Raw genomic sequence first — 25,912 nt, 5'->3', positions numbered from 1 at the left:
AATCGCCCGCGCAAGAGGCCGTGATGAATTCTGACAGCGCGAAACGCGGAACCTTATCCTTTCGGAACGGGTTTTCGAGGGCGGCAGGCGGGCGTGACAGAGGAGTGAAGCGGATGGAAACGCAATTGCTGCATCGCGGCCGGTTGATCGATCATATCCAGCTGGTGGTCGCCGACTTGAAGGCGAGCCGCACCTTTTACGGCGCGCTGTTCGACGTGCTCGATGTGCCGATCGGCGGCGAGGCGGAGGATTATTTCTGGGTCGACGAATTGTTCGTATCGACCGCCGACAGCGCGGCCGCGCTTGGCAAGCTGACCGGCCGGCATCATCTGGCGTTTCAGGCGGCCGATCGTGCGGCAGTCGACGCCTTCTACAAGGCGGGGCTGGCCGCGGGCGGCCGCGACAATGGCGCGCCGGGCGAGCGGCCCTATCATCCGGGCTATTATGCCGCCTTCCTGCTCGACCCCGACGGGAATAATATCGAGGCGGTCTATCATGGCGCGCACGAACGGAGTGCGCCGTCGGTCGAGATCAGCTTCTAGGCGCCTTGCAAGGGCATCGCGGCAACGCGTTCCCGCGTTTCCCGGTCGACGAGGCGGCGGAGCGCCTTGAGCAGCGGATGCCGCGCCGTGTGCTTGGCACCATAGCCGAGGTTGAAACGGTAATCGAAGTCGGGTGCGTTTTTCCCGATCAGGTGCTGGAGCATGGTTTCGAGCTTGTCGAAACCCTTGGCAAGGACTGCCTCGGGCGACGCGGCGGTGCTATATTCGTCCCAGAGCGCGACGATCTCCTCGCCAAGATCGCGCGGAAGCGGGGCGCATAAGCTGACAAGATCGGCACGCTCTTGCCGGGCGCGACCGTCGCCGGCCACCTGCTGCGTCGCGGGCACATCGCCCGAAATCGCCTCGCCGAGGTCGTGGATGACGCAGAGCTTGAGCAGTTTGAGCCGGTCGAACTCGCCGAGCTCGCGATCGAACAGCATCGCCATCAGGCAGAGGCGCCAGCTATGTTCGGCGGTACTCTCGGCGCGGCCTTGCGCCGTGATACCGCTCCGCAGCGTATCCTTGAGCTTTTCGGCCGCCTGCAGGAAGGCAATGATGCCTTCGAGCCGCTTGGGGTCGATTGGTAAAGGCTGTTCCATCGGATGCTCCCGGCGACGAATATGGCGGAGGCATAGAAAGCCGCGCCGCGTGCCGGAACGAAAAAATTATGCGTGGCGGTCGATGGTCGTCGTCAGCCGGCCGGTGCGGCCGCCCGAAAGCGGGATGCTTTCCCAGCAGATGCGGCTCGGCGCGACCGGGATCCGATTGCTGCCGTTGCTTCCGGTGTCGAAGTGCAGCGTCTGGAACGGGCGCTCGAACCAGCCGGCATCGCCCAGCCGCTCTTCGGCGAGGATGATTTCGGGGCTCGCGAAGCGCCACAGCGACGTGCCGACATAGGATTGCGCGTCGCCGTCCCACTGCGCAGCCCGTGCCTTCGACGCCGCCAACAGGATATGGGTGGAATCGCAGATCAGGTGCACGGCCTGTGTCGATGTTTCGACGAGCCTTTTCAGCGCATGGTCGCTGTCGCTGGACGTGCGCGCGGCGATGAAGGCGGCGATCTTTTCGCGGTGCACGGCATCGGGCTCATGCGCGCCGCTTTCCCATCGCGACACGCTGCCTTGCGACACCGCGAAAAGTTCGGCGACATGGCCCTGTTTGATGCCGTTCAGGCGTCGAAAGCGGCGCAGTGCCAGACCGATGGGAAGATCGCGGGCCACGGCGCATATTAGCGCGTCGCTGGCGCGGTACAATATCGCCGTCGGCCTGGGTGGGATCAGGCGTAGCCGACCCAGCCGTGCCAGGTGAAGGCGGCATAGAATTGTTCGACGCCCGTAAAACCCGCGGCGCGTAGCACCTCGACGTCGGCCTCGGGGCTCAGCATCGCGACATGGGTGGCGACGGCCTCGCGGCCTTTGGCGACTTGATCGGGATCGCCGCCCGATGCGATCGCGTAGGACGCATAGCGGTCGAGCCAGCGGTCGCGCTCGCCCGCGCCTTGCGGGAAGCTGCCGTGTGCCGCGACGAACGGTGCGCCGGGTTTCAGCCTTTTGCGGATTTCGGCGGCGGTGCGGATGCGTTCTTCGGTCGCGAGGAAATGGAGCGTCAGGAGGCAGGTCGCGCCGTCGAAGGGGCCGGCGGGGGCGTCGTCGATATAGCCTTCGATCAGCTCGGCGCGATGCGCGTTCGGGCCCATCACATCGCCGGCCAGATCGAGCATCGGACCCGCCGGGTCGACGCCGGTGAAGCGCCAGCCCGGATGCGCTTCCGCCATCGCCTTCATCTCGCTGCCGCCGCCGGCGCCGAGGACGAGGATATGCGCGTCGTCAGGAACGCGCTCTGCGAGCAACAGCCCGGTCATCCGGTGGAGCCCGTCGAGGCCCGGGACGAAGCGGCGCGGCCCTTCGGTGTAGCGCGCGACCGCTTCGGGGTCCTTGAAGCTGTCGAGGAAATGCTGGGCGCCTTCAGCCATGGATATGCTCCTGTATGTCGGGGGAGGTGGAGCGCGCGGCCATGCGCGAGTGGAAATCGGCGGCGAGCTCGGCGAGCGTCACTTCGGAGAAGCGCGCGAGCAGCAGCGCTTCGGCATCGCGAAAGCTGGAGTCGAGTGCGGCGTTGACCGCCTGTTCGACAAGGCAGCCGGGCGCCTCGGTGCGATTGCCCATCGCCATCAGAGCGGGGCGGCCGATCGCCTCATAGACGTCGCGCATCGTGATGGCGGCGAGATCCTTCGCGATCGTCCAGCCGCCGCCATGCCCCTTTTCGCTATGGACGAAGCCCGCATCGCGCAGGCCGCCGAGGATGCGGCGGATCACGACGGGATGCGTCTGCATCGCCTTCGCGAGCTGCTCCGAGGTCATCGGGGCGCGATGCTCGGCCATATGGAGGAGGACGTGGAGCACGCCCGAGAGTCGGCTGTCGCGTTTCATGTAACTTTAAATAGTGCGTGAAACGCGATCGTCAAGGCGCGGGATTGACCGGCGTCGCCGGAGCGGTTAGCCACGGCGCCGATGACCAACGACCGATCCACCCGATTCAAGGCGTATTGGCGCTCCTTTACATAGGAGCGGCATGGCATCACCTGTGACCATCGCCGCCGTGTCCGGAAGGCGAATGGTTGTCACTACATCATCAGACCAGAAACCCCGGTTGCGGCGCGCGCTTTTGAAGAAGACGCGACATGACCGATACCTTGCTTGCCCTGTCGACCGACCATTGCCGCATCACGCCGTTGTTTGCCGACGATGCGCGCGCCTTGTCCGCGATCACCGACGAAACGGTGACGTCGCAGGTCCATTTCCTGCCGGCGCCCTTCACCGAGGCCGACGCCCGCGCGCTGATCGCGGGATCGGGCGGCGGCGATGTGTTCCATGCGGTGCGCGACGAACATGGCCTCGACCTCAACGGCGTGATCGGCGTCCATCGCCGCAGAGCCCAAGAATATGAGATCGGTTACTGGTTTGCGGCGCGGGCGCGGGGCAAGGGCATTGCGACCGAAGCGGTGCGCGCGGTCGTCGAAGCGCTCGTCTCATCACGGCCCGGCTGTTCGGTCGTCGCCGAATGTCATCCCGACAATGACCGGTCGCGCGCGCTGCTGCGCCGCGTCGGCTTTGTGCCGACGGGGCTGATGGGGCGGCGGCCCGGGCGGATGCTGCTGGCTTGGCGCGCGGCGCCCGCCTATCGCATCGATGTCTGCTGAACGGGCGCGTCGGTGCCGACCTCTTCGGTCAGCGCCTTGGCGATCGCGGCGACCGAGGTGGGCGCATAGGCGAAGCCCATATGGCCGCAGTCGACCTCGACCTGCCGGTCGCTTTCGTGCGGCTGGCCGCGCGCGCTGCTGACCGCGACGACGCCGTCATGCTTCGACCAGAGTGCAAAGGTCGGCATTTCGGGGCGCGGCGCGGGGTGGAAGTCGATCGGCGGGTTGTCGACCGGGTGCCGCGCGACGAGGTGGTAGAGGCGCCACGCGCGGTTGGCGCGGCGGCTGCCCGAAAAGGGCGAGCCGAGCGTGACGACGCGCGCGACCTTGTTCGGGTGATGCTTGGCATATTCGCGCGCATAGATGCCGCCAAGGCTCCAGCCGACGAGCGCGGGGGCATAGCCGGTGCGGTCGATGATCCATTGCACGCGCGTATCGATACGGTCGATGATGTCGGCGGTCGCGCCGCGGTTGAAGCCGAGGCCCCAAGCGTAGCAGCGGAAACCCGCGCGGCGAAGGTCGGCGCGGAGTGCCTTGGTCGCCCAGTCGCCCGACAGGAAGCCGGGGAGAACCATCACCGGCGGATGCTCGCTGTCGGGATTGGGTTCGGGCGGCATCGGGCGGATGCGGCCGCCGAGCGCGCGCACCAGCGACCCGATCTCGCGCCACAATAGCGCCAGCGGCGGCAGCGCGTCGGGATCGGGGATGCGCGCGGGCCATTCGGCGCGCCGGGTGAGGAAGCCGCGGATCATGCGGCCGCCTTTACCGTTTCGGGACGAGCTTCACCAGCTTGCCGTCTTCGCCGTCGGTGAGCAGCCAGATCGACCCGTCGTCGCGTACCTCGACCTCGCGGATGCGCTGGCCGAAGTCCCAGCGGTCGGATTTGTGCACCGTGTCGCCGTCGACGGCCATGCGGATCAGCCCTTCGCCCGAGAGCGCGCCCATCAGCAGGCTGTTCTTCCAGCCGGGATACATGTCGCCGCCATACCAGGCGAGCCCGCCGGGGGAGACCGCGGGGTTCCACCAGAGCTTGGGCGCTGCAAATTCGGGGCGCGTCGGATGGTCGGGAATATCCTTGCCGTCATAATGATCGCCGTTCGACACGATCGGATAGCCGTAGTTGGCTTTGGCTTCGACGACGTTGACCTCGTCGCCGCCCTTCGGTCCCATTTCCTGATTCCAGAGTTTGCCGGTGCCGTCGAAGGCGAGGCCCAGGATATTGCGGTGGCCGAGCGACCAGATTTGCGCGGTGACGCCGCCCTGATCCGCAAAGGGATTGTCGGCGGGGACGCTGCCGTCGGGATTGAGGCGGAGGATCTTGCCGAGATTGGCCTTCATATCCTGCGCGGGATCGAATTTCTGGCGCTCGCCCGATCCGATGAAGAGATATTTGCCGTCGGGCGAGAAGGCGAGGCGGTGCGAATAATGGCCTTGGCCGGGGACCTTCGGATCCTGTTTCCAGATGATCTGGAGCCCCTCGAGTGCGGGCGCGGCGCCCTGTTTGAGCTTCGCCTTGGCGACGACGGCGCCATAGGTCTTGTCCGGGCCGGCCTCGGCCCAGCTCAAATAAATCGTGCCGCTGGTCGCAAAGTCGGGCGCGACGATGACATCGCCGAACCCGCCCTGGCCACCATAGGCGACCGCGGGCACACCCGCGACGTCGAGTGTCGAGCCGCTTTCCTGCCAGAGTTTGAGCTTGCCCGATTTCTCGGTGATCAGCGCGGCGCGCGTGCCGGGGACGAAGGTCATCGCCCAGGGTTCGTTGAAGCTCGCGACTTCCTTGACCGTGAAGGGCGCGTCGGCGAGCGGCGTCGCGGGCTGCGCGCCCGATGCGTCGAGCTTGGCGGTGTCGGCGGGCGCGGCTTCGGTCGACGCGGGCGCGGCGGAGCAGGCGGCGACGGCAAGCGCGGCGATCAAGGCAATATGCGGCAGGTTTTTCATACGGTGGCTCGCTTTGCTGGGGAAGGACGCGCCGTTCTGACGCGCCGATGTCGCAAAGTCGAGAGGGCTTAGCGGTTCGCCGCTTCGCGCCGCGCGGTGATCGTCTCGACGCTGTCCATGATCGCGTCGACCGCCTCGCTCGCCGGCGGGGCATCGGCGCGCTTTTGCGAAAAATGGCCGCTGTTCATGATTTCCTCGAGCGCGGCGCGCGCGCGCGACACGCGGCTTTTCATCGTGCCGAGCGCGCAGTCGCAAATGCTCGCGGCTTCCTCGTACGACAGCCCGCCGGCACCGACGAGGATCAGCGCCTCGCGTTGGTCCTGCGGCAATTCCATCAGCCCGCGCTGGAGGTCGGCCATCTCGCCGCTGTCTTCTTGCGCAGCGCGGGTCGACATGGTGCGTTCGACCGCGGTCTCGTCATATTCGCCGACGAACTTGTTGCGGCGCATCTGCGAGAGGAAAGTGTTGCGGAGGATGACGAAGGTCCACGCCTTGATCGAGGTGCCGCGCTCGAAGCGCTCGCGCGACGCCCACGCCTTGACCATCGTGTCCTGCGTCAGATCGTCGGCGAGATCGGGATTGCCCGACAGGCTGCGGCCATAGGCGCGCAGATGCGGGATGACACCAGCGAGCAGCGTCTTGAATTCGCCATCCGACAGGGTGTCGGCCTGCGGCTGCGATGCAGCTGCGCTTGGTGCGGTCATTATTGCTTCGAGCTTTTCTGATCGAGCTGGGAAAGTAGGTCTAGCATATTGTCGGGCAGGCGTTCGGCGACGATGTTGCCGTAAATCATGCGCAATTTCGCGCCCACGGGTTCGGGGGCCTGGCGACCGGTGAGCGTGCGGTGCCACTGATCGCCGTTCGTGCCGGGGAAACTTCCCTGTCCCCGATGCGGCGCATCGGTGATCGGGTGCGGGGTGCCCTTGCCGTTCATCCTGTTGTTGCCTTGCGTAGCCATGGTGGAGCAACGACGAAACCCGCCGCTGGTTCCCATGCCATCGTATTTTGCGACGAACGGTGTTGCGCCAAAAGCACAGGGAGAGGCGCGCGGGGGGAGCCGCTCTTTTCGCCTGAGCGTGCTTTGGGTTCCCATAAGGGATTCAACCGGCTAAGCCCGTTGCTCATTCAGCGGCGCTTCACCGTGCCCAACCGATCAGGACCGTGTGACCAGCGACGAAACGCCCCAACCGCTCGACGATGCCAGCTTCAAGCGTGAACTCGCGGCGATGTTGCCGCACCTGCGCGCGTTCGGCCGCAGCCTGACGGGCAATGCCGACCTCGCCGACGATCTGGTGCAGGAGACGATGCTGAAGGCGTGGAAGGCGCGCGCGCAATATGTGCCGGGCCCCGCCAGCATGAAGAGCTGGGCCTTCGTCATCCTGCGCAACTGTTTCCTGTCGCAGATGCGGCGCAAGAAATTCACCGCCGAATATGACGAGATGGCGGCCGAACGGTTGCTTGTCGCGCCCGACGACCAGGACGACAGCCTCCATCTCGCCGATGTGCAGCGCGCGCTGATGCAGCTGCCCGTCGACCAGCGCGAGGCGCTGGTGCTGATCGGTGCGGGGCAGCTGTCGTACGAGGAAGGCGCGGCGATCTGTGGCTGCGCCGTCGGCACGATGAAAAGCCGCGTATCGCGCGGCCGCGCGGCGTTGCAGGCGATCCTGGACAGCGGCGAAATGCCGCGGCGCAGCGCCGACGTTATGCCGTCGAGCGAAGCCTTCCGGACGATCATGGACAATGTCGACCAGTTGACCGCGAACGGTCCCGCGGGGGATTAAGAGGTCGCCCTATGCCGCGAGTTGCGGCGTGAAGAGCAGGCTCTGGCTGATCGCGGCGCGGACGGTGTTTTCGCGGAACGGTTTGGAGATCAGGAAGGTCGGTTCGACGCGGCCGCCGGTCAGCAGCTTTTCGGGGAAGGCGGTGATGAAGATCGCCGGCACCGGCGCGATCGCCAATATGTCCTGCACCGCGTCGATCCCCGACGATCCGTCGGCGAGCTGGATGTCGGCGAGGACGAGGCCGGCATCGGTCGCTTCGAAAGCCGCAACGGCATCCTCATGCGTCGCCGCGATTCCGGCAACGCGGTGGCCGAGGTCGCGGACGATCTGTTCGAGTTCCATCGCGATCAGCGGCTCGTCCTCGATAATCAGCACCGAGGTGCGCGATTCGCGGTCGAGTTCGCCAACGGCATCGGCGAGCAAAGTTTCGACGGTCTCGCCGTCGGTGCCCGTAATCAGCCCGGCCTCTTCGACCGAAAAGCCCTCGAGCGCGGTGAGCAGCAGGATCTGGCGGCCGAGCGGGGTGATCTGGACCAGGCGCTGGTGCGCCGCGCGGACGAGCGGATGCTCGCCTTCGTCGGCGTCTTCACCCTCGTCGATATAGGCGCTTTCCCAGATACGGTGGAAATTGCGGTAGAGGTCGATCCGGGTGCCGTCACCGCTGTGGAATTCATCGGGCGCCGCGACGATCACTTCCAACGTGGTGTGCACGAAATTGTCGCCATGTTGCTGGCTGCCGGTCAGCGCGCGCGCGTAGCGGCGCAGAAAGGGAAGATGTCCGCGAATTTCTTCACCCAATGTCATTAAAATGCTCCCTCTTGAGGCCATTCATACGCGCCCCGGCGGAGGTCGGTTCCGCGGCGTTGTGACGAAAAGGCCGCGCTGCCGCTGCAACTTGTCGCTTAGCGGTGCGTAGAGTCAGCCGGGACGCGAGGAGGTTGCGGCGTAAGTAAGTGGAATATCACCACTTTCCATATGACGGAGCCGTCATGCTTTTGTAGGGACCATATTCATGGCAGAGCAGCGGCCCGGGGCGATCGGCGATGCGGGTTCAGCGGCGTCGACAGGAAGCGAGGGGCGCGAGTTGGCGGACGGGGAAGACGAGCGGGCAGTACGGGCGGAACGGCTGCGTCTCGACACATTGCGCGAATATCGGATCATGGACACGGCGCCCGAGCCGGGGTTCGACCGGGTGACGAAAATGGTCGCCGAACTGTTCGACGTGCCGATCGCGCTGGTCTCGCTGGTTGACGATTGCCGCCAATGGTTCAAATCGGCCTATGGCCTCGACACACCAGAAACGCCCCGTGAGTTGAGCTTTTGCCAATATGTCATCGCCGAGGAGCGGCCGGTGATGGTCACCGATGTTCTCGGTGATCCGCGCTTTCAGGATAACCCGCTGGTCACCGGCGACCTCCATATCCGCTTTTATGCCGGGGTACCGCTGCGCGCCTATAATGGCGCCATTCTCGGCAGCTTGTGCGTGATCGACCGTGAGGTGCGCGCAGCGCTGACCGACATCGACCTCGCCCGGCTGGAAGATTTCGCCGGGATCATCATGGCCGAGGCCGACCTGCGCCGGATCAGCGCCGAGCGCGACGAGGCGCGCCGCACGCTCGAGCGCGCGCTCGATTTTTCAGGAATAGCCTCATGGCAATATGATCCGCGCACCGACCGGCTCAGCACGCAGGGCGCCGGTGCCGAATTATGGGGCTCCGAATATCAGGCGATGCTGGCGACCGGCAACGGCTTCTTCGATCTGGTGCATCCCGACGACCGCGCGGCGCTCCGCGTGATCCTCGAGGAAGCGATCGCGCACGGCACGCCCTATGCGGCCGAATATCGCGTCCTTAACCCCGAGCGCGGTGTGCGCTGGAACGCGGTGCGCGGCGACTGGGATGTGCGGTCGGACGACGCGATGCTGACCGGGGTCAGCATCGACATCACCGAACAGAAAAGCCGGCAGGAAAATTCGAACCTGTTGATGCGCGAATTGCACCACCGGATGCGCAACCTGTTCGCGACGGTCAGCGCGATCATCTCGCTCACCCGTCACGCCGCGCGCGACGTCGACGATTATGTCGAGCGGATCAGCAGCCGATTGGACGCGCTCAACCGCGCGCAGAATGTCCTGCTCGGTGCCAATTTCATGACCGGGTCGATGCACGCGCTGATGCGCGAGGTCGAGGCAGCCTTTCCGCGCATTCGCTGGTCGGGACCCGACCTGCTCCTGCCCGAAAATGCGCTGGTCGCGATGGCCTTGGTGTTCAACGAGCTCGCGACCAATGCGGTCAAGCATGGCGCGCTGGCGGCGGACGGCGGGCGCGTGGAGGTCGATTGGACGCAGGATCCCGAGGGCAGCGAGCCCCGGACATTCCGGCTGACCTGGACCGAAACCGGGACGCAGGGGCTGGTCGGGGCGCCCGACCGCACCAGTTTCGGCACACTGCTGATGGAACGCAGCGTGCGTAACAACCTGGGCGGCTCGATCACGCGTCACTGGGAGCCGTCGGGGCTGGTGGTCGAAATCGCGCTGCCCGCCAAATGGCGCGAGGCGTAAACGCGGCGAGGCAATTTGTCGCGTAAACGCGACGGGGTGATTTGTTCTCTCTATGTTCCCATGCTAGACATGGGGCATGTCCGCCAAACCGATTCTGGAAAAGCTGGCCGTGCTGGCCGATGCCGCCAAATATGATGCGTCCTGCGCGTCGTCGGGGACGGTGAAGCGCGATTCGACCCAGAGCAAGGGTATCGGGTCGACCGAGGGGATGGGCATTTGCCACAGCTATGCCCCCGACGGGCGCTGCATCTCGCTGCTCAAGATCTTGCTGACCAATTTCTGCATCTACGACTGCCGCTTCTGCATCAACCGCGCGTCGAGCAATGTCGAGCGCGCGCGCTTCAGCCCGCAGGAAGTCGTCACGCTGACGCTCGATTTTTACAAGCGCAATTATATCGAGGGGCTGTTCCTGTCATCGGGGATCATCCGGTCCGAAGATTATACGATGGAGCAGCTCATCGAGGTCGCGCGCATCCTGCGCGAAGAGCATCGTTTCGGCGGCTATATCCATTTGAAGACGATTGCCGGCGCGGATCCGGGGCTGATCGCGCTCGCGGGGCTTTATGCCGATCGGCTGTCGACCAATGTCGAACTGCCGACCGAGGCGGGGCTGTCGAGCTTCGCGCCCGAAAAGAAGCCCGAGACGATCCGCAAGACGATGGCGTCGGTGCGCGTCGGTGCCGAGGATGCGATCGAAGCCGCGAAGAGCCGGCTGATCGGCAAGGCGATGCCGCCGCGCTTTGCCCCCGCAGGGCAATCGACGCAGATGATCGTCGGGGCCGATGCGGCACGCGACGATGATATATTGAAAACCGCGACGAACCTCTATTCGGGCTATCAACTCCGCCGTGTCTATTATTCGGCGTACAGCCCGATCCCCGATGCGAGCCGCGACCTGCCGCCGGTGCGCCCGCCGCTGATGCGCGAGCACCGGCTGTATCAGGCCGACTGGCTGCTGCGCTTCTATGGCTTCGAGCGCGCCGAGATCATGGAGGGCGCGAGCGGCGGCATGCTCGACCTCGCGATCGATCCGAAGCTCGCGTGGGCGCTCCAGCGACGCGAGGCCTTCCCGGTCGACATCAACCGCGCGCCGCGCGAACTGCTGCTGCGCGTGCCGGGGCTGGGGACGCGCGCAGTCGATCGCATCGTCGCGGCGCGGCGGCTGGGGAAGCTGCGGCTCGGCGACCTCGCGAAGCTGACGGCGTCGGTGAAGAAGGTTTTGCCGTTTATCGTCACGCCCGACTGGCGGCCGGGCAAGCTCACCGACAGCGCCGACCTCCGCGCACGCTTCGCGCCGCCGGCGGAGCAGCTGGCGCTCGCGCTGTGAGGGAGGTGGTGCTCGCCGAGCCCGGCGATTTCGCCGAATGGCGAAGCGCCGCGCGGGGGTTGCTTGCGAGTGGCGTCGCGCCCGAGGATGTGAGTTGGCGCGGGAGCGAGGAAGGCGCATCGCTATTCGGTGACGAGACGGTCGGGGCGCCCGCGGGCGCGGTGTCGTTGCCGCGCGAATTGCTCGAAATCGCCGAGCGGGTGATCTGTCATCGTGACCCCGAGGTTCCGGCGCGGCTGTACCGGATCATCTGGCGCGCGGCGCGCGACCGGCAATTGCTCGCGCGCACGACCGATGCCGAGGTCGACTGGCTCCGCAAGGCCGACAAGGCGGTCCGCCGCGACGTCCACAAGATGCACGCCTTCGTACGCTTCCGCCGGCTGGGCGAGGAAGCGGGGCGTGAGAGTTTCGCGGCGTGGTTCGAGCCGTCGCATCGCATCCTGCGGCTGACCGCGCCCTTCTTTCAGCGGCGCTTCTACGGAATGGACTGGGCGATCGTGACGCCGGACGCGCGCGCGATCTGGAAGAATGAGGCGCTGACTTACGGCCCCGGCGGGACGAAGGGCGAGGTGCCGGGCAGCGATGTCGTCGAGGATCAGTGGCGGACCTATTATGGTGCGATCTTCAACCCCGCGCGGGTGAAGATCGATGCGATGCGCGCCGAGATGCCGAAGAAATATTGGAAGAACCTGCCCGAGGCACAGGATATCGCGCCGTTGCTCGCGGGCGCCGAGGCGCGGGTGGAACGCATGCGCGAAGCGGCCGTTTCCTTGGCGAACCCCCTGACCGACAAATGGCGGACGCGCGTGCCCGACGAATTGCTCCTCGACGACGATGTGAAGACGCTGGGCGACGTCGCGCGCGCGGTCGATCGTTGCACGCGCTGCCCGCTCTATTGCAACGCGACGCAGGGCGTGGTGGGCGAGGGGCCCGAGCGAGCGCGGATCATGGTGGTCGGCGAACAGCCGGGCGATCAGGAGGATTTGCAGGGGCGGCCGTTCGTCGGACCCGCGGGGCAGGTGCTGAACGAGGCGCTGGAGGAAGCCGGGCTCGACCGGACGCGGCTGTTCCTCACCAACGCGGTCAAGCATTTCAAATTCGAACCGCGCGGCAAAAGGCGGCTGCACCAGAATCCGACGACGGGCGAGATCGATATGTGCGGTTGGTGGCTCGACAAGGAGCGGGCTTTTATCCAGCCTGACCTGATCGTGACATTGGGTGCGAGCGCGCTGCGCGGCGTGACGGGCAAGAGCGCGAGCATCAAGTCGATGCGCGGTGCAACGCATGAGCTGGAGGGAGGCGGCAAGCTGATCGCGACGATCCACCCGTCCTTCCTGTTGCGCCTGCCCGATCGCGAACGCGCCGCCGAAGAGCGGGCGATGTTTGTCGCCGACCTGATCCGTGCGCGGGAACTTGCCGCCTGATGGCGAAGGCGAAGACCTGGATCGAGCCGCAGCCGAGCGGCATCTATGTGAAGCCCGCCGACCTGTGGATCGACCCCTCGCGCCCCGTCGAGCGCGCGGCGGTGACGCACGGCCACGCCGATCATGCGCGCAGCGGCCATGGCGCGGTGTTCGCGACGCCCGAGACGCTCGCAATCATGGCGCTGCGCTATGGCGTCGATGTCGAGGCGAGCCATAATCAGGCGTATGAATATGGCGACGGCTTCGAGCGCGGCGGGGTGCGCTTTTCCTTCCATCCCGCGGGCCATGTGCTCGGCAGCGCGCAAATCCTGATGGAATATGCGGGCGAGCGGATCGTCGTCACCGGCGACTATAAGCGCCGCGCCGACCCGACCTGTACGCCCTTCGAGGTGGTGCCGTGCGATATTTTCATCACTGAGGCGACCTTTGGATTGCCTGTGTTCCGCCATCCGCCGACGGGCGAAGAGATCGCCAAGCTGATCGGCGCGGTGCGCGCCGAGCCCGACCGTTCGGTGCTCGTCGGCGCCTATGCGCTGGGCAAGGCGCAGCGCGTGATTGCCGAATTGCGCGGTGCTGGCTGGAACGCGCCGATCTATATCCACGGCGCGCTCGAACGCATGTGCCAGCTTTATGCGGCGCACGGTGTTGATCTCGGCGAACTGCGGCTGGTGTCTGAAACCGACAAGGCCGAGATGGCGGGGCAGGTCGTGCTCGCACCGCCGTCGGCGCTCAATGATCGCTGGTCGCGGCGGCTGCCCGATCCGGTGACCGCGATGGCATCGGGGTGGATGCGTGTGCGCCAGCGCGCGCGGCAGCGGATGGTCGAACTGCCGCTCGTCATCTCGGACCATGCCGATTGGGACGAGCTGACGACGACGATTTCGGAGGTGAACCCTAAAGAGAGCTGGATCACCCATGGCAGCGAGGATGGGCTGCTCCGCTGGTGCGAATTGCATCAGCGCAAAGCGCGCGCGCTGCATCTGGTGGGTCGCGATCTGGAGGAAGAGGCGTGAAGCGCTTCGCGGCCCTGATCGACCGGTTGATCTACACGCGCTCGCGCAATTCGAAGCTGGCGCTGATCGTCGATTATTTGCGACACACGCCCGATCCCGACCGTGGCTGGGCGATCGCGGCGCTGACCGAGAGTCTGGACTTTCCGGCGGTGAAGGCGGGGACGGTGCGGGCGCTGCTCGCGACCCGGGTCGATGAAGAATTGTTCCGCCTGTCGCGGCATTTCGTCGGCGATACTGCCGAGACCGCGGCGTTGCTCTGGCCCGACGCGCCGGGAAGGAAGGCCAGCCTCAGCGTGTCGGAGGCGGTCGACGCACTTGCCGCCGCGAGCCGCAGCGACGCCCCCGCCGTCGTCGCCTCGCTGCTCGACCAGCTCGACGCCGACGGGCGTTATGCGCTGCTGAAGCTCGCGCTTGGCGGCATGCGCGTCGGGGTGTCGGCGCGGCTCGCGAAACAGGCGTTTGCGCAGGCGTTCGATGTGCCCGTCGACGATGTCGAGGAACTGTGGCACGCGATCCCGCCGCCCTATGCACCGTTGTTCGCATGGGGCGAGGGCAGGGCGGAGCGGCCCGATCTCGCCGACGTCGCTTTCTTCCGCCCCTTCATGCTCGCGCATCCGCTCGAAGAGGAGAGCGTCGACCTTGCCGACTATGCCGCCGAGTGGAAATGGGACGGCATCCGCGTCCAGATTGTCCGCGGAGGCAGCGAAACGCGCATCTACAGCCGCGGCGGCGAGGAGATCAGCGGGGCGTTTCCCGAACTGATCGCGGCGTTCGATCAGGACGCGGTGATCGACGGCGAACTGCTCGTGCGCGGCGAGGTGCAGGGGGGTGAGGCGGCGAGCTTCAACGCGCTCCAGCAACGGCTCGGGCGCAAGGTCGTGTCGAAGAAAATGCTCGCCGATTATCCGGCGTTCGTCCGGGTCTATGATCTGCTCGCGGTCGACGGCAACGATCTGCGCGGTCTGCCGTGGACCGAACGGCGACGGCAGTTGGAGGCGTTCGTGCCGCGGCTCGCCGACAGTCATTTCGACCTGTCGCAGGTGATCGAGGCGACCGACTTCGACGAGCTCGCCGAGCGCCGCGCGGGTGCGCGCGATGCCGCGATCGAGGGGGTGATGCTTAAGCGCCGCGATGCGCCCTATGTCGCGGGCCGCCGCGCCGGGCTCTGGTATAAATGGAAGCGTGATCCGCTCACCGCCGACTGCGTGATGATGTACGCCCAAAGGGGCAATGGACGCCGCGCGAGCTTCTATTCGGACTATACCTTCGGCTGCTGGTCGGAGGCGGGCGAATTGCTACCCGTGGGAAAGGCCTATTCGGGCTTCACCGACGAGGAATTGAAGTGGCTCGACAAGTTCGTGCGCGACAACACGCTAAACCGCTTCGGCCCGGTGCGCGAGGTCGAGAAATCGCTCGTGCTCGAAGTCGCGTTCGATTCGATCCACAGCAGCAAGCGCCACAAGTCGGGGCTCGCGATGCGCTTTCCGCGCATTTCGCGCATCCGCCGCGACAAACCCGCCGAAGAGGCCGACCGGATTGCGACCTTGCAGGCTATGGTGACCTGAAAATTAGCCGGAAAAATTGGCGTCACGGGGTTGCAACCGATGGCTCCGATACCGAGTTAAAGGCCGCAAACCCCCTCAAAAACAAAATGGAGACTGCCATGACGATCGCCCATCCTCCCCTGCCTTACGCTCAGGACGCGCTGGAGCCGCATATTTCGGCCGACACGCTGGCGACCCATCATGGCAAGCATCACAAGGCCTATGTCGACAAGACCAACGCCGCAATCGAGGGCACCGAGCTGGCGTCGAAGCCGCTCGAGGAAATCGTCCATCACGCCGAAGGATCGGGTAACAAGGGCCTGTTCAACAACGCCGCGCAAGCGTGGAACCACGCCTTTTATTGGGAAAGCCTGAGCCCGTCGAAGACCGCGCCGAAGGATGAGCTGCTCGCCGCGATCGAACGTGATTTCGGTTCGCTCGACGAGCTCAAGAAGAAGCTCAAGGAAACCGCAGTCAATCATTTCGCGTCGGGCTGGGCGTGGCTCGTCTCGCGCGACGGCAAGCTGTCGGTTACCGACACGCATGATGCGGGCACCGAGCTGGTTGCGGGCATCAAGCCGATCCTCGTGATCGACGTGTGGGAACATGCCTATTACATCGACCGCAAAAATCTGCGCCCGGCCTATGTCGACGCGGTGGTCGACGAACTGCTCAACTGGGATTTCGCGGCCGAGAATTTCGCGCGCGATACGACCTGGACCTATCCGGCATAATGCCACGATCCTCCCCCATGTTCGGCATGGGGAGGATTTTCCTCTTTGCCGTAACGAAAATTGGCCCGCGCGGGCCTATCGGGATCGTCCGCCTTCTCCTATAGGGCCGCCATGACGATCAGCCTGTTCGAACTCTTCAAAATCGGTGTCGGTCCTTCCAGCTCGCATACTGTGGGCCCGATGGTTGCCGCGCGGCGTTTCACCGTATGGCTCGACGAGCAGGGCCTGCTCACCGGGACCGTGCATGTCGAGGCCGACCTTTATGGCTCGCTCGCGCTGACCGGGAAGGGCCACGCCGCCGACACCGCGGTGGTCGCGGGGCTCGCGGGCGAGATCCCCGCCTCGACCAGCCTCGCCGCGATCAAGGCGCATTGGGACCGGGCGGAGAGCGAGGGCTTTATCTATTTGCTCGGGCGGCAGCGGGTACGGTTTCAGCCGAAAAGCGACCTGCATTTCCAGATGCGCCAGCGCCAGCCGTTCCATAGCAATGCCTTGAGCTTCACGGCGCGCGACGGCGACGGCGAGATATTGGCAAAGCGCATGTATTTCTCGATCGGTGGCGGCTTCGTCGTCGATGAGGATGAGGCAGGGCGCAACAGCCGCGGCGCCGAGGATGAAGTCGAACTGCCCTATCCCTTCACCTCGGGCGCCGACCTGATCGCGATGGGCAAGGCGTCGGGCCTCAGCTTTGCCGAAATGATGTTCGCCAACGAAGTGCGTCACCGCCCGCCGAACGAGGTGACGGCGGGTATCGATGCGATCGCCGAGGCGATGGATGCCTCGATCGATGCGGGCTGTTCGAGCACGGGCATTCTGCCCGGAGGGCTCAAGGTCAAGCGCCGCGCGCCGCAGATCGCCGACGATATCCGGGGCCGCCACGAAACCAATCTGATCGACCCGCTCGCGATGATGGACTGGATCAACCTGTGGGCGATGGCGGTGAACGAGGAAAATGCCGCGGGCGGCAAGGTCGTCACCGCGCCGACCAACGGCGCGGCGGGGATCATCCCGGCGGTGATCCGCTTCTACCGGCGCGGTTATCGCGGCGACGCCGCGGGGGTGCGCACCTTCCTGCTCGCGGCGGGCGCGGTCGGTGCGCTTTACAAGCGCAACGCCAGCATCTCGGGCGCCGAGGTCGGCTGCCAGGGCGAGGTCGGCGTCGCCTGTTCGATGGCCGCGGCGGGGCTGACCGCCGCGCTCGGCGGCACCAACGCGCAGGTCGAGAATGCCGCCGAGATCGGCATGGAGCATAACCTCGGCCTCACCTGCGATCCCATCGGCGGGCTGGTGCAGATCCCGTGCATCGAGCGCAACGCGATGGGTGCGATCAAGGCGATCGACGCGAGCCGCATCGCGATGATCGGCGACGGCACGCATGTCGTCAGCCTCGACACGGTGATCGCGACGATGCTGCAAACCGGCCGCGACATGCGCGACAAATATAAGGAAACGTCGAAGGGCGGGCTGGCGGTTAGTGTGGTGGAGTGTTGAGGACGGCATTCTTTTCATCGTCACCCCGGACTTGATCCGGGGGCCATTCACACCAGCGTCGGAATAATGGATCCCGGATCAAGTCCGGGATGACGAAAGTCCGGAAACGATCGACGGTAATAATTTCCTTCAAAACTCAGCCGAATTCAGCCCAAATCGCTTTCCAATGCCCGCGACTTTGGGGACTAGCTCGAACCTGACCGCATTGGGATAGTTAATCACAGCGCACTTGCCGTAGTCTTCAACAACAAAAGGGCGATTATCCTGATCGCCACCAAATTCCACGTCCAGTGCCGCTCGGAATGAAGCGATGTCACCATTCCCGATCGCAGGATGATCGCCCGAAATCACGAATTGCGCCGCTATGCTACCAAATTTAATACCGCTCTTCTTTCGCTTCGCTGGCGTGTCGAATTCTTCTGACCACTTCCAAAAGAGCAGGTTGAAAGTCATTTTGGTGCCTCCGCATACTGCCGTAGCTTAGCGGCGGAATATTCAGTTTTCAGCCCATTTAATCGTTTTAGAAAACTAGGCCGTTCCACTCCGCGACAAAGCCCCCGGCAATTCCTCGCGCAGCTTGTCGATCAGCAGCCGCACCTTCGGCAGCAGGTGTCGCCGCTGCGGATAGACTGCCCAGATCGGTTCCTCTTGCGGGCGGAGCGGGTCGAGGAGCGAGACGAGCGCGCCGCTCTGCAGGTGCGGCATCACATAGAAATCGGGAAGCTGGCAGACGCCGTGGCCTGCGAGCGCGGCTTCGGTGACCGCGGTGCCGCTGTTGCAGCGCCAGCGGCCGGCGGGGCGGTGGGTGATTTCCTTGCCCTGCGCGCGGAAATGCCAGGCGGGGGCGGTGCCGAGCAGGCATTCGTGGCGCGCGAGGTCGTCGATCGATACGGGCGTCCCGGCGCGCGCGAGATAGGCGGGCGCGGCGCAGAGATAGAGGCTGCGCGAGGCGATGCGCGTCGCGACCAGTCCTGAGTCCGGCAGCGTGCCGGTGCGGATCGCGAGGTCGAAGCCCTCGGCGAGCAGATCGACGACGCGGTTGGTGAGTTCGAGCGTCACCGTCACGTCGGGAAAGGCGAAGGCATAGTCGCGCGCGATCTGTGCGACGAAGCGCTCGCCCATTGCGATCGAGCAGGTCATCCGCACCTCGCCGCGCGGCGCGCCGTCGTCGCTGACCGCCGACAGCGCGTCGTTGCGTGCGGCGATGAGGCTGCGGAACTGCTCGATCAGCGTGCGGCCCGCGGGCGTCGGGACGACGCGGCGCGTCGTGCGAACGAAAATCTGCGCGCCGATGCGGTTCTCAAGCCGGATCACCGCGCGGCTGATGTGCGAGGTCGAGGTGCCGAGCCGCGCCGCCGCCGCGACGAAGCTGCCCGCGTCGGCGATCGCGACGATCTCGTCGATGCCCTCCCATGCGCTCATTATCTCACCTCTGGGATAATATATTGCCGATTGGCCCCTTTATCGCGCTTTGGATCGGTGTACAGCGGGCGCAATCCATTTTTCCGTGAGGAGCATTCCCATGAAGACCCGCGCCGCCGTTGCGTTCGAAGCGAAAAAGCCGCTCGAAATCGTCGAACTCGACCTCGAAGGCCCGAAGGCGGGCGAGGTGCTGGTCGAGATCATGGCGACGGGCATCTGCCATACCGACGCCTATACGCTCGACGGCTTCGACAGCGAGGGCATCTTCCCGAGCGTGCTGGGGCATGAGGGCGCGGGCGTGGTGCGCGAGGTCGGCGCGGGCGTCACCAGCGTGAAGCCCGGTGACCATGTGATCCCGCTCTACACGCCGGAATGCCGCCAGTGCAAAAGCTGCCTTTCGGGCAAGACCAACCTCTGCACCGCGATCCGCGCGACGCAGGGCAAGGGGCTGATGCCCGACGGCACGACGCGGTTCAGCTACAAGGGCCAGCCGATCTTTCATTATATGGGCTGCTCGACCTTCTCGAACTTCACCGTGCTGCCCGAGATCGCGGTCGCGAAGATCCGCGAGGACGCGCCGTTCCAGTCGAGCTGCTATATCGGCTGCGGCGTGACCACCGGCGTCGGCGCGGTCATCAACACCGCGAAGGTGCAGGTCGGCGACAATGTCGTCGTCTTCGGCCTTGGCGGTATCGGGCTCAACGTGATCCAGGGCGCGCGGCTGGCGGGCGCCGACAAGATCATCGGGGTCGACATCAACCCCGACCGCGAGGAATGGGGCCGCAAGTTCGGCATGACCGACTTCCTCAATTCGAAGGGCATGAGCCGCGAGGATGTCGTCGCGACGATCGTCGCGATGACCGACGGCGGCGCCGACTACACCTTCGATGCGACGGGCAATACCGAAGTGATGCGCATCGCATTGGAGGCCTGCCACCGCGGCTGGGGCACCTCGATCATCATCGGCGTTGCCGAGGCGGGCAAGGAAATCGCGACGCGTCCGTTCCAGCTGGTCACCGGACGCAACTGGCGCGGCACAGCCTTCGGCGGCGCGAAGGGCCGCACCGACGTGCCGAAGATCGTCGACATGTATATGACCGGCAAGATCGAGATCGACCCGATGATCACCCACGTCATGGGGCTGGAAGAGATCAACAAGGGTTTCGACCTGATGCACGCGGGCGAGAGCATCCGCAGCGTCGTCGTTTTCTGACGATTTCGCCTTCCCGCCGTGCCCTTCTTCCGCCATGCGCTTTGGCGGAAGACGGGTGAGGGAGTGACGAAGTGAGCGGACCCTATGTCCTGACGTTCAGCTGCGTCGACGCGGTGGGCATCGTGGCCGCCGTGACCGGGCTGCTGGCGGAGCGCGACGGCTTCATCCTCGACAGCCAGCAATATGCCGATCTCGACTCCGGGCGCTTTTTCATGCGCGTCGAGTTTCGCGGCGCGGGCGAGCGTTTTCCCGAGGGACTGGCCGGGGTGGAAGAAGCCTTTGCGCCGATCATCACGCGCTTTGCCATGGACGCGCGGATCAGCGATCGCGCCGCCAAGCCGCGCTTCGTGATTGCGGTGTCGCAGGGCAGTCATTGCCTGAACGATCTCCTCCATCGCTGGTCGACCGGCAATCTTGCGATCGACATCGTGGGCGTGGTTTCGAACCATGAGGCGCAGCGGCGGCTTTCGGAATGGCATGGCGTGCCGTTCCATTACCTGCCGGTGAGCGACGCAAACCGCGAAGCGCAGGAGGCCGCGATCCTCGACGTCATGGCGCGCGGCGGCGCCGAATATCTGGTCCTCGCGCGCTATATGCAGGTGCTCTCGCAGGATCTGTCGGCGAAGCTGTCGGGGCGCTGCATCAATATCCACCACAGCTTCCTGCCGGGCTTCAAGGGCGCGAAACCCTATCACCGCGCGCAGGAGCGCGGCGTGAAGCTGATCGGCGCGACCGCGCATTTCGTGACGAGCGACCTCGACGAGGGGCCGATCATCGAACAGGCGGTCGAACGCGTCGACCATCGCGACAGCGTCGACGAACTGATCCGCATCGGCCGCGATACCGAGGCGCAGGTGCTGGCGCGCGCGGTGCGCTGGGTCGCCGAACAGCGCGTTTTGATCGACGGACGCAAGACGGTGGTCTTCCGTTAGTCACGGGGGCAAGATAGGTCCCGAATCGCAACCATAATCAGGAGGAGCGGAAGCCAATGTATAGTCACAATATGGTCGGTGCGAACGACATCGAGGCCGCGCGGAAATTCTATGACGCGACCTTTCAGGCGATCGGCGGCAAGCCCGCGATCCAGGACGACAAGGGCCGCCTGATCTATATGCACAATGGCGGGCTGTTCCTTGTCGGTACGCCGATCGATGGCGAGCCGGCGACGGTCGGCAACGGCTGCACGATCGGCTTCGCGATGGAAGGTCCCGAGCAGGCGAAAGCATGGCACGACGCGGGCGTTGCCAATGGCGGCACCTCGATCGAAGACCCGCCGGGCATCCGCGAAGGCGGGTTCGGTGCGATGTACCTCGCCTATCTGCGCGATCCGTCGGGCAACAAGCTCTGCGCGCTGCATCGCGTCGTCTGAGGACCGGTCATGCGCGGCGAAGCGGGATTGCTGACCGATCTGGATGCGCTCGGCATCCCCTTCGCCGCCTATGAACATGTCGCGGTGTTCACCGTCGCCGAGAGCGACGAAGTGAACGCCGCGATACCGGGGGCGCACACGAAGAACCTGTTCCTCAAGGACAATGGCGGCGCCTATTGGCTCGTCACCGTCCCGGGCGAAGCGCGCGTCGACCTGAAGGCGCTGCCCGCCGCGATCGGCAGCAAGCGCGTGAGTTTCGGCAAGGCCGACGATATGGAGCGATTGCTGGGCATCGCGCCCGGGTCGGTGACACCGCTCGCCGCGATCAATGCGGAGCCGGGCAGCATCACGGTGGTGCTCGACGACGCGCTTGCTGCGGCCGAAACGGTCAATGTCCACCCGCTGCGCAACACCGCAACGCTCGGCCTGTCGGGCACAGCGGTCCTCGACCTGCTGCGCCATTGGGGGCATGAGCCGCAAGTGGCGTCGATTCCGATCCAGCCGGCCTAACGCTCGCCGAACAGGTCGGGGTTTTTGAAGCCCTTCGCCAAATGGTCGATCCACGCGCGGACGAGCGGCGGCAGTCCGGTGCGGGTGGTGAAGACAAGATGGACGATCCCGTCCTCGCTCCGCCATTCGGGCAGAACATGGACAAGCGCGCCGCTGCGCAACTCGCCGGCGCAGGCATGGTCGGGGAGCATAGCGACGCCGAGCCCTGCGACCGCGGCGCTACGGATCGCGGAGAAATCGCCGCAACTGAGGCGCGGCGTGTGGCGGATGTCACGCGGCTCGCCAGCAGGCCCCTCGAGCCGCCACAACACCTCGCCATCCTCGCCCGAGGAACTCAGCGTCGGCACCTCGCCCAATACGTCGATCCCGCGGCCGGCGATGCGATTGGCAAGCGCGGGGCTGGCGATCAGGATGCGGCGGCTGTGCGCAAGCGTGCGCATCGTCAGCGCGGCATCGCTGTCGAGCTTGACCCGCACGCGGAGCGCGACGTCGATGCGTTCGGCGATGATGTCGACCGGGCGGTCGGCGGCGACGATCTGCACATGCCCCTTGGGATAGAGCGCGAGGAAATCGGGGAGCAGATCGGCGACGATCGATACGAGCCCGGTCGGGCACGACATGCGCACGGTGCCGCGGGGTTCGCTGAGGCTCGCCTCGACCAGCGCTTCGGCCCGCTCGGCGGCGGCCACCGCGAGCTGTGCCTGCGCGTGAAAGGCGAGGCCGATGTCGGTGACGCGAAAGCGCCGCGATGACCGTTCGATCAGGCGCGCGCCCAGCCGCTCTTCGAGCGCGGCGATGCGTCGGCTGAGTTTCGACTTGGGCAGGCGCAGCGCGCGGCCCGCGGGGGCGAAGCCTCCGTTCGTCACCACGGCATCGAAATAGCGCAGATCGTTGAAGTCCTGCATATCATCGTTCTATCTTTGGAACGATGAGTGTCAATATTGCCGGCTACAGGTCAGATCGTTGCGGATCTATCTCCTCCTCATCGGACGGCGAACGGTTGCCGCCCACGCAAAGGAGAATGACCATGACCTATGATCTCACGGGCAAAGTCGCCGTCGTCACCGGCGGGAACAGCGGCATCGGCCTCGGCATCGCGCAGGAACTCGCTGCACAGGGCGCCAAGGTTTTCGTCACCGGCCGCCGCCAGGAAGAACTCGACGCGGCCGTCAAGGCGATCGGCCACGGCGCCATTGGCGTGCAGGGCGACGTCACCAGCTTCGCCGACCTCGATCGCCTCTATGACGTCGTGCAGCAGCATGGCGCGCCGATCGACATCCTCGTCGCCAATGCCGGCGGCGGCGCATTCCAGCCGCTCGGAGAAATCACCGAGGAAGAGTTCGACCGCACCTTCGGCCTCAATGTAAAGGGCACGCTGTTCACGGTGCAAAAGGCGCTGCCGCTGCTCCGCGACGGGGCGTCGATCATCCTCACCGGCTCGACGAGCGCGATCAAGGCGCTGCCCGCGTTCAGCGTCTATGGCGCGACGAAGGCGGCGATCCGCAACTTCGCCCGCCACTGGATCCTCGACCTCAAGGATCGCAAGATCCGCGTCAATGTGATCGCGCCGGGCGCGACCGAGACCCCGGGACTCAAAGGCCTGACCTCGACCGAAGAGGAATGGAAAGGCCTTGAGGGCGGTCTCGCCGCCGGCGTCCCGCTCGGCCGCCTCGCCGATCCGCGCGAAATCGGCAAGGTCGCGGTGTTCCTCGCCTCGGATGCGTCGAGCTACGTCAACGGCGCCGAACTGTTCGTCGACGGCGGCTTCGCCCAGATCTGATCGACCCAAAATGTCGCCCGGCCCCGTCGTCCGCAAGGACGGCGGGGTTGCGCCATTGGCTTGCGCGCGGCACAAACGCGGCATGCCTATCGAAACCCTCTCCACCGTTCGCAGCCGTGGCGGCACGCAAGGCGTGTACAAGCATGCGAGCACCGTTACCGGCACCGACATGACCTTTGCGGTGTTCGTTCCCGACCATGCGCCGGGCGCCAAGCTTCCGGTGCTCTGGTATCTGTCGGGGCTGACCTGCACCCACGCCAATGTGATGGAGAAGGGCGAATATCGCGCCGCTTGCGCCGAACATGGCGTGATCTTCATCGCGCCCGACACCAGCCCGCGCGGGGAGGGGGTGCCCGATGATCCCGAAGCGGCGTGGGATTTCGGGCTGGGCGCGGGCTTCTATGTCGATGCGACCGAGGAGCCCTGGGCCAAGAATTACCGGATGCGCTCGTACATCGAGGATGAGCTGCCCTCGTTGATCCTGCGCAATTTCGCGAGCGCCGACCTGACGCGGCAGGCGATCACCGGCCATTCGATGGGCGGGCACGGCGCGCTGACCATTGGCCTTCGCAATCAGGACCGTTTCCGCTCGGTGTCGGCCTTTTCGCCGATCGTCGCGCCGCTGCAATGTCCGTGGGGCGAAAAGGCGCTCGGAAATTATCTCGGCGACAACCGCGAGAATTGGCGCGCCTATGACGCCTGCACGCTGCTTTCGATGGGGCTTCGTGTGCCCGACCTGCTCGTCGATCAGGGCGACGCCGATAATTTCCTGGCCGAGCAGCTCAAGACCCACTTGCTGGTCGAGGCGTGCGAAGCGGCGGGACAGAAAGCCGAAATCCGCATGCAGCCGGGGTATGACCACAGCTATTATTTCATCTCGACCTTTTTGGCCGAGCATGTCGCGTGGCATGCGGAGCGGTTGAAGGCGTAGTTACTCCCCTCCCTTTAGGGAGGGGTTGGGGGAGGGCGTATAACGGCACTAACCCTCCCCGCTGCGACTAGCGAGCAAGCTCGCAAGTCTCGCTGCCCTCCCGCGGGCGGGAGGGGTTTAGTTGTGCTCCGGAATCAACAACGTCGATCCCGTCGTCCGCCCGGCCTGCAAATCGGCATGCGCCCGCGCGGCATCCTGTAGCCCGTAGCGCTGGCCAACCGTGATCTGGACCGCGCCGCTCTCGATCATCTCGAACACGCGCGCCGCGCCCGCGGCGCGTTCGCCGGGGTGGAGATAATAGTCGAACAAGGTCGGACGCGTCACGAACTGCGAGCCGTGCTGCGCGAGGACGCCAAGGTTGACCCCTGTGACTGGGCCGCCGGCATTGCCATAGCTGACGATCAGCCCGCGCCGTGCGGTGGCTTTGAGCGACACCTCCCATGTCGCCATGCCGATGCCGTCGAAAGTGACCGGCACGCCCTGACCATCGGTGATTTCGCGGACATGCGCGGCGACATCGTCGCTCTTGTACATCAGCACATGGTTGGCGCCGGCTTCGCGCGCGGCATGCGCCTTGGCTTCGGTGCTGACGGTCCCGATCACGGTCGCGCCGATCGCCTTCAGCCACTGGACGAGGATCAGCCCGACCCCGCCCGCGGCGGCATGGACGAGCACGGTCGATCCTGCCTCGACCTTCGCGCAGCGCTCGACAAGCATCTCGACCGTGCACGCCTTGAGCAGCGCGGCGGCGGCGGTTTCGTCCTCGATATCGGCGGGGAGTTTGAACAGGGAGGCCGCGCCGACCAGCCGCGCGCTCGCATAGGCATTGCGTTCGGGGCCAAAGGTCGCGGCGCGATCGCCGGGCTGGAAGCCATGGACGTCGGGGCCAACCGCGATCACTTCACCCGCCGATTCGACGCCGAGGCCGCTCGGCAGCGGAACGGGGTAGGTGCCGTCGCGGTGATAGGTGTCGAGATAATTGAGCCCGACCGCGGTCTGGCGGAGCAGCACCTGCCCGGGGCCGGGTTCGCCGAGCGTCACCTCGCGCCAATCGATGACCTCGGGTCCGCCCTGGCTTTCGATAAAGGCTTCGATTGCTCGCATGCGCCGCTCTCCTGCTGTCCGGTCCAT

The 25,912-nt window shown here is 65.5% G+C and carries 29 protein-coding genes; 16 read left to right on the top strand and 13 right to left on the bottom strand.

The genetic code is table 11. From position 1 onward, the window contains the following. Positions 1–113: 113 nt before the first annotated feature. A complete protein-coding gene (locus GGC65_RS09335; RefSeq protein ID WP_192646899.1) occupies positions 114–542 on the top strand; it encodes a VOC family protein in 429 nt (142 codons plus the stop codon). On the opposite strand, the gene GGC65_RS09330 is transcribed toward GGC65_RS09335, so the two are convergent. The 4 genes from GGC65_RS09330 to GGC65_RS09315 all read right to left on the bottom strand — a co-directional run bounded on the left by GGC65_RS09330 (position 539) and on the right by GGC65_RS09315 (position 2,971). After that, on the bottom strand, positions 539–1,141 hold the full coding sequence (locus GGC65_RS09330; protein WP_192646898.1) for an HD domain-containing protein: 603 nt from the start codon (positions 1,139–1,141) through the stop codon (positions 539–541). The genes GGC65_RS09335 and GGC65_RS09330 overlap by 4 nt on opposite strands. A 66-nt stretch (positions 1,142–1,207) precedes the next feature. Continuing rightward, positions 1,208–1,762: a helix-turn-helix domain-containing protein gene (locus GGC65_RS09325; protein WP_225940752.1), complete on the bottom strand. Its 555-nt coding sequence runs from the start codon at positions 1,760–1,762 to the stop codon at positions 1,208–1,210. 56 nt (positions 1,763–1,818) lie between these two features. Next, positions 1,819–2,514 carry a class I SAM-dependent methyltransferase gene (locus tag GGC65_RS09320; RefSeq protein WP_192646897.1) on the bottom strand — a complete coding sequence of 232 codons (696 nt, stop codon included), beginning with the start codon at positions 2,512–2,514 and terminating at the stop codon, positions 1,819–1,821. Next, a complete protein-coding gene (locus GGC65_RS09315; RefSeq protein WP_192646896.1) occupies positions 2,507–2,971 on the bottom strand; it encodes an Rrf2 family transcriptional regulator in 465 nt (154 codons plus the stop codon). Before GGC65_RS09315 ends, GGC65_RS09320 begins: the two co-directional genes overlap by 8 nt. 251 nt (positions 2,972–3,222) lie before the next feature. Between GGC65_RS09315 and GGC65_RS09310 the strand changes: the two genes are divergently transcribed. Further along, positions 3,223–3,741: a GNAT family N-acetyltransferase gene (locus GGC65_RS09310; protein WP_192646895.1), complete on the top strand. Its 519-nt coding sequence runs from the start codon at positions 3,223–3,225 to the stop codon at positions 3,739–3,741. Here the strand turns inward: GGC65_RS09310 and GGC65_RS09305 are convergent. From GGC65_RS09305 to GGC65_RS09290, 4 genes are all read right to left on the bottom strand, one after another. Then, positions 3,720–4,493 (bottom strand): esterase/lipase family protein, encoded by a 774-nt coding sequence (locus GGC65_RS09305; RefSeq protein WP_192646894.1) that lies wholly within the window; start codon positions 4,491–4,493, stop codon positions 3,720–3,722. The two genes, GGC65_RS09310 and GGC65_RS09305, sit on opposite strands and share 22 nt — an antisense overlap. Positions 4,494–4,503: 10 nt before the next feature. Continuing rightward, entirely contained in the window at positions 4,504–5,682 is a 1,179-nt protein-coding gene (locus GGC65_RS09300; protein WP_192646893.1) for a PQQ-dependent sugar dehydrogenase, read from the bottom strand. Between the two features lie 68 nt (positions 5,683–5,750). Further along, on the bottom strand, positions 5,751–6,386 hold the full coding sequence (locus tag GGC65_RS09295) for a sigma-70 family RNA polymerase sigma factor (protein ID WP_192646892.1): 636 nt from the start codon (positions 6,384–6,386) through the stop codon (positions 5,751–5,753). Next, entirely contained in the window at positions 6,386–6,640 is a 255-nt protein-coding gene (locus GGC65_RS09290; RefSeq protein WP_225940751.1) for a NepR family anti-sigma factor, read from the bottom strand. Before GGC65_RS09290 ends, GGC65_RS09295 begins: the two co-directional genes overlap by 1 nt. A 268-nt stretch (positions 6,641–6,908) precedes the next feature. On the opposite strand from GGC65_RS09290, the gene GGC65_RS09285 reads away from it, so the two are divergent. Then, positions 6,909–7,463: a sigma-70 family RNA polymerase sigma factor gene (locus tag GGC65_RS09285; protein ID WP_225941107.1), complete on the top strand. Its 555-nt coding sequence runs from the start codon at positions 6,909–6,911 to the stop codon at positions 7,461–7,463. 9 nt (positions 7,464–7,472) lie between these two features. Here the strand turns inward: GGC65_RS09285 and GGC65_RS09280 are convergent, their stop codons facing one another. Continuing rightward, positions 7,473–8,267 carry a response regulator gene (locus GGC65_RS09280; protein WP_192646890.1) on the bottom strand — a complete coding sequence of 265 codons (795 nt, stop codon included), beginning with the start codon at positions 8,265–8,267 and terminating at the stop codon, positions 7,473–7,475. A 208-nt stretch (positions 8,268–8,475) separates the two neighbouring features. Between GGC65_RS09280 and GGC65_RS23715 the strand changes: the two genes are divergently transcribed. The 7 genes from GGC65_RS23715 to GGC65_RS09245 all read left to right on the top strand — a co-directional run bounded on the left by GGC65_RS23715 (position 8,476) and on the right by GGC65_RS09245 (position 17,556). Then, entirely contained in the window at positions 8,476–10,023 is a 1,548-nt protein-coding gene (locus tag GGC65_RS23715; protein WP_192646889.1) for a sensor histidine kinase, read from the top strand. Positions 10,024–10,099: 76 nt separating this feature from the next. Further along, positions 10,100–11,350 (top strand): putative DNA modification/repair radical SAM protein, encoded by a 1,251-nt coding sequence (locus tag GGC65_RS09270; RefSeq protein WP_192646888.1) that lies wholly within the window; start codon positions 10,100–10,102, stop codon positions 11,348–11,350. Then, complete coding sequence (locus tag GGC65_RS09265; protein ID WP_192646887.1) at positions 11,347–12,774, top strand: UdgX family uracil-DNA binding protein; 1,428 nt, start codon at positions 11,347–11,349, stop codon at positions 12,772–12,774. Before GGC65_RS09270 ends, GGC65_RS09265 begins: the two co-directional genes overlap by 4 nt. Further along, positions 12,774–13,787, top strand: coding sequence for a ligase-associated DNA damage response exonuclease (locus tag GGC65_RS09260; protein WP_192646886.1), 1,014 nt, complete (start codon positions 12,774–12,776; stop codon positions 13,785–13,787). Before GGC65_RS09265 ends, GGC65_RS09260 begins: the two co-directional genes overlap by 1 nt. After that, positions 13,784–15,352, top strand: a complete 1,569-nt coding sequence (locus tag GGC65_RS09255; protein ID WP_192646885.1) for a cisplatin damage response ATP-dependent DNA ligase — start codon at positions 13,784–13,786, stop codon at positions 15,350–15,352. Before GGC65_RS09260 ends, GGC65_RS09255 begins: the two co-directional genes overlap by 4 nt. Positions 15,353–15,450: 98 nt before the next feature. Next, on the top strand, positions 15,451–16,065 hold the full coding sequence (locus tag GGC65_RS09250; protein ID WP_192646884.1) for a superoxide dismutase: 615 nt from the start codon (positions 15,451–15,453) through the stop codon (positions 16,063–16,065). A 111-nt stretch (positions 16,066–16,176) separates the two neighbouring features. Beyond that, positions 16,177–17,556 carry an L-serine ammonia-lyase gene (locus GGC65_RS09245; RefSeq protein ID WP_192646883.1) on the top strand — a complete coding sequence of 460 codons (1,380 nt, stop codon included), beginning with the start codon at positions 16,177–16,179 and terminating at the stop codon, positions 17,554–17,556. 129 nt (positions 17,557–17,685) lie between these two features. Here GGC65_RS09245 and GGC65_RS09240 read toward each other — a convergent pair whose 3' ends face one another. Both GGC65_RS09240 and GGC65_RS09235 read right to left on the bottom strand, forming a co-directional pair. Beyond that, positions 17,686–18,009 carry a hypothetical protein gene (locus GGC65_RS09240; protein WP_192646882.1) on the bottom strand — a complete coding sequence of 108 codons (324 nt, stop codon included), beginning with the start codon at positions 18,007–18,009 and terminating at the stop codon, positions 17,686–17,688. 75 nt (positions 18,010–18,084) lie between these two features. Continuing rightward, complete coding sequence (locus GGC65_RS09235; protein WP_192646881.1) at positions 18,085–18,978, bottom strand: LysR family transcriptional regulator; 894 nt, start codon at positions 18,976–18,978, stop codon at positions 18,085–18,087. A 100-nt stretch (positions 18,979–19,078) separates the two neighbouring features. On the opposite strand from GGC65_RS09235, the gene GGC65_RS09230 reads away from it, so the two are divergent. The 4 genes from GGC65_RS09230 (at position 19,079) to GGC65_RS09215 (ending at position 22,070) form a co-directional block, all read left to right on the top strand. After that, a complete protein-coding gene (locus GGC65_RS09230) occupies positions 19,079–20,191 on the top strand; it encodes an S-(hydroxymethyl)glutathione dehydrogenase/class III alcohol dehydrogenase (protein WP_192646880.1) in 1,113 nt (370 codons plus the stop codon). 71 nt (positions 20,192–20,262) lie between these two features. Beyond that, on the top strand, positions 20,263–21,123 hold the full coding sequence (gene purU / locus GGC65_RS09225) for a formyltetrahydrofolate deformylase (protein WP_192646879.1): 861 nt from the start codon (positions 20,263–20,265) through the stop codon (positions 21,121–21,123). 56 nt (positions 21,124–21,179) lie between these two features. After that, a complete protein-coding gene (locus tag GGC65_RS09220) occupies positions 21,180–21,560 on the top strand; it encodes a VOC family protein (RefSeq protein ID WP_192646878.1) in 381 nt (126 codons plus the stop codon). 9 nt (positions 21,561–21,569) lie between these two features. Further along, positions 21,570–22,070 carry a prolyl-tRNA synthetase associated domain-containing protein gene (locus GGC65_RS09215; protein ID WP_192646877.1) on the top strand — a complete coding sequence of 167 codons (501 nt, stop codon included), beginning with the start codon at positions 21,570–21,572 and terminating at the stop codon, positions 22,068–22,070. On the opposite strand, the gene GGC65_RS09210 is transcribed toward GGC65_RS09215, so the two are convergent. Next, on the bottom strand, positions 22,067–22,975 hold the full coding sequence (locus GGC65_RS09210) for a LysR family transcriptional regulator (protein ID WP_192646876.1): 909 nt from the start codon (positions 22,973–22,975) through the stop codon (positions 22,067–22,069). The two genes, GGC65_RS09215 and GGC65_RS09210, sit on opposite strands and share 4 nt — an antisense overlap. Before the next feature lie 122 nt (positions 22,976–23,097). Here GGC65_RS09210 and GGC65_RS09205 point away from each other — a divergent pair, with 122 nt between their 5' ends. Both GGC65_RS09205 and fghA read left to right on the top strand, forming a co-directional pair. Next, positions 23,098–23,850 (top strand): SDR family NAD(P)-dependent oxidoreductase, encoded by a 753-nt coding sequence (locus tag GGC65_RS09205; protein ID WP_192646875.1) that lies wholly within the window; start codon positions 23,098–23,100, stop codon positions 23,848–23,850. Positions 23,851–23,932: 82 nt separating this feature from the next. Then, entirely contained in the window at positions 23,933–24,781 is an 849-nt protein-coding gene (gene fghA / locus GGC65_RS09200; RefSeq protein WP_192646874.1) for an S-formylglutathione hydrolase, read from the top strand. Between the two features lie 117 nt (positions 24,782–24,898). Here fghA and GGC65_RS09195 read toward each other — a convergent pair whose 3' ends face one another. Continuing rightward, on the bottom strand, positions 24,899–25,885 hold the full coding sequence (locus GGC65_RS09195; protein ID WP_192646873.1) for a quinone oxidoreductase family protein: 987 nt from the start codon (positions 25,883–25,885) through the stop codon (positions 24,899–24,901). Positions 25,886–25,912: the final 27 nt, after the last annotated feature.

It is taken from the genome of Sphingopyxis sp. OAS728 (assembly GCF_014873485.1).
Taxonomy (GTDB): domain Bacteria; phylum Pseudomonadota; class Alphaproteobacteria; order Sphingomonadales; family Sphingomonadaceae; genus Sphingopyxis.
This window is presented reverse-complemented; position numbering and strand designations above follow the sequence as displayed.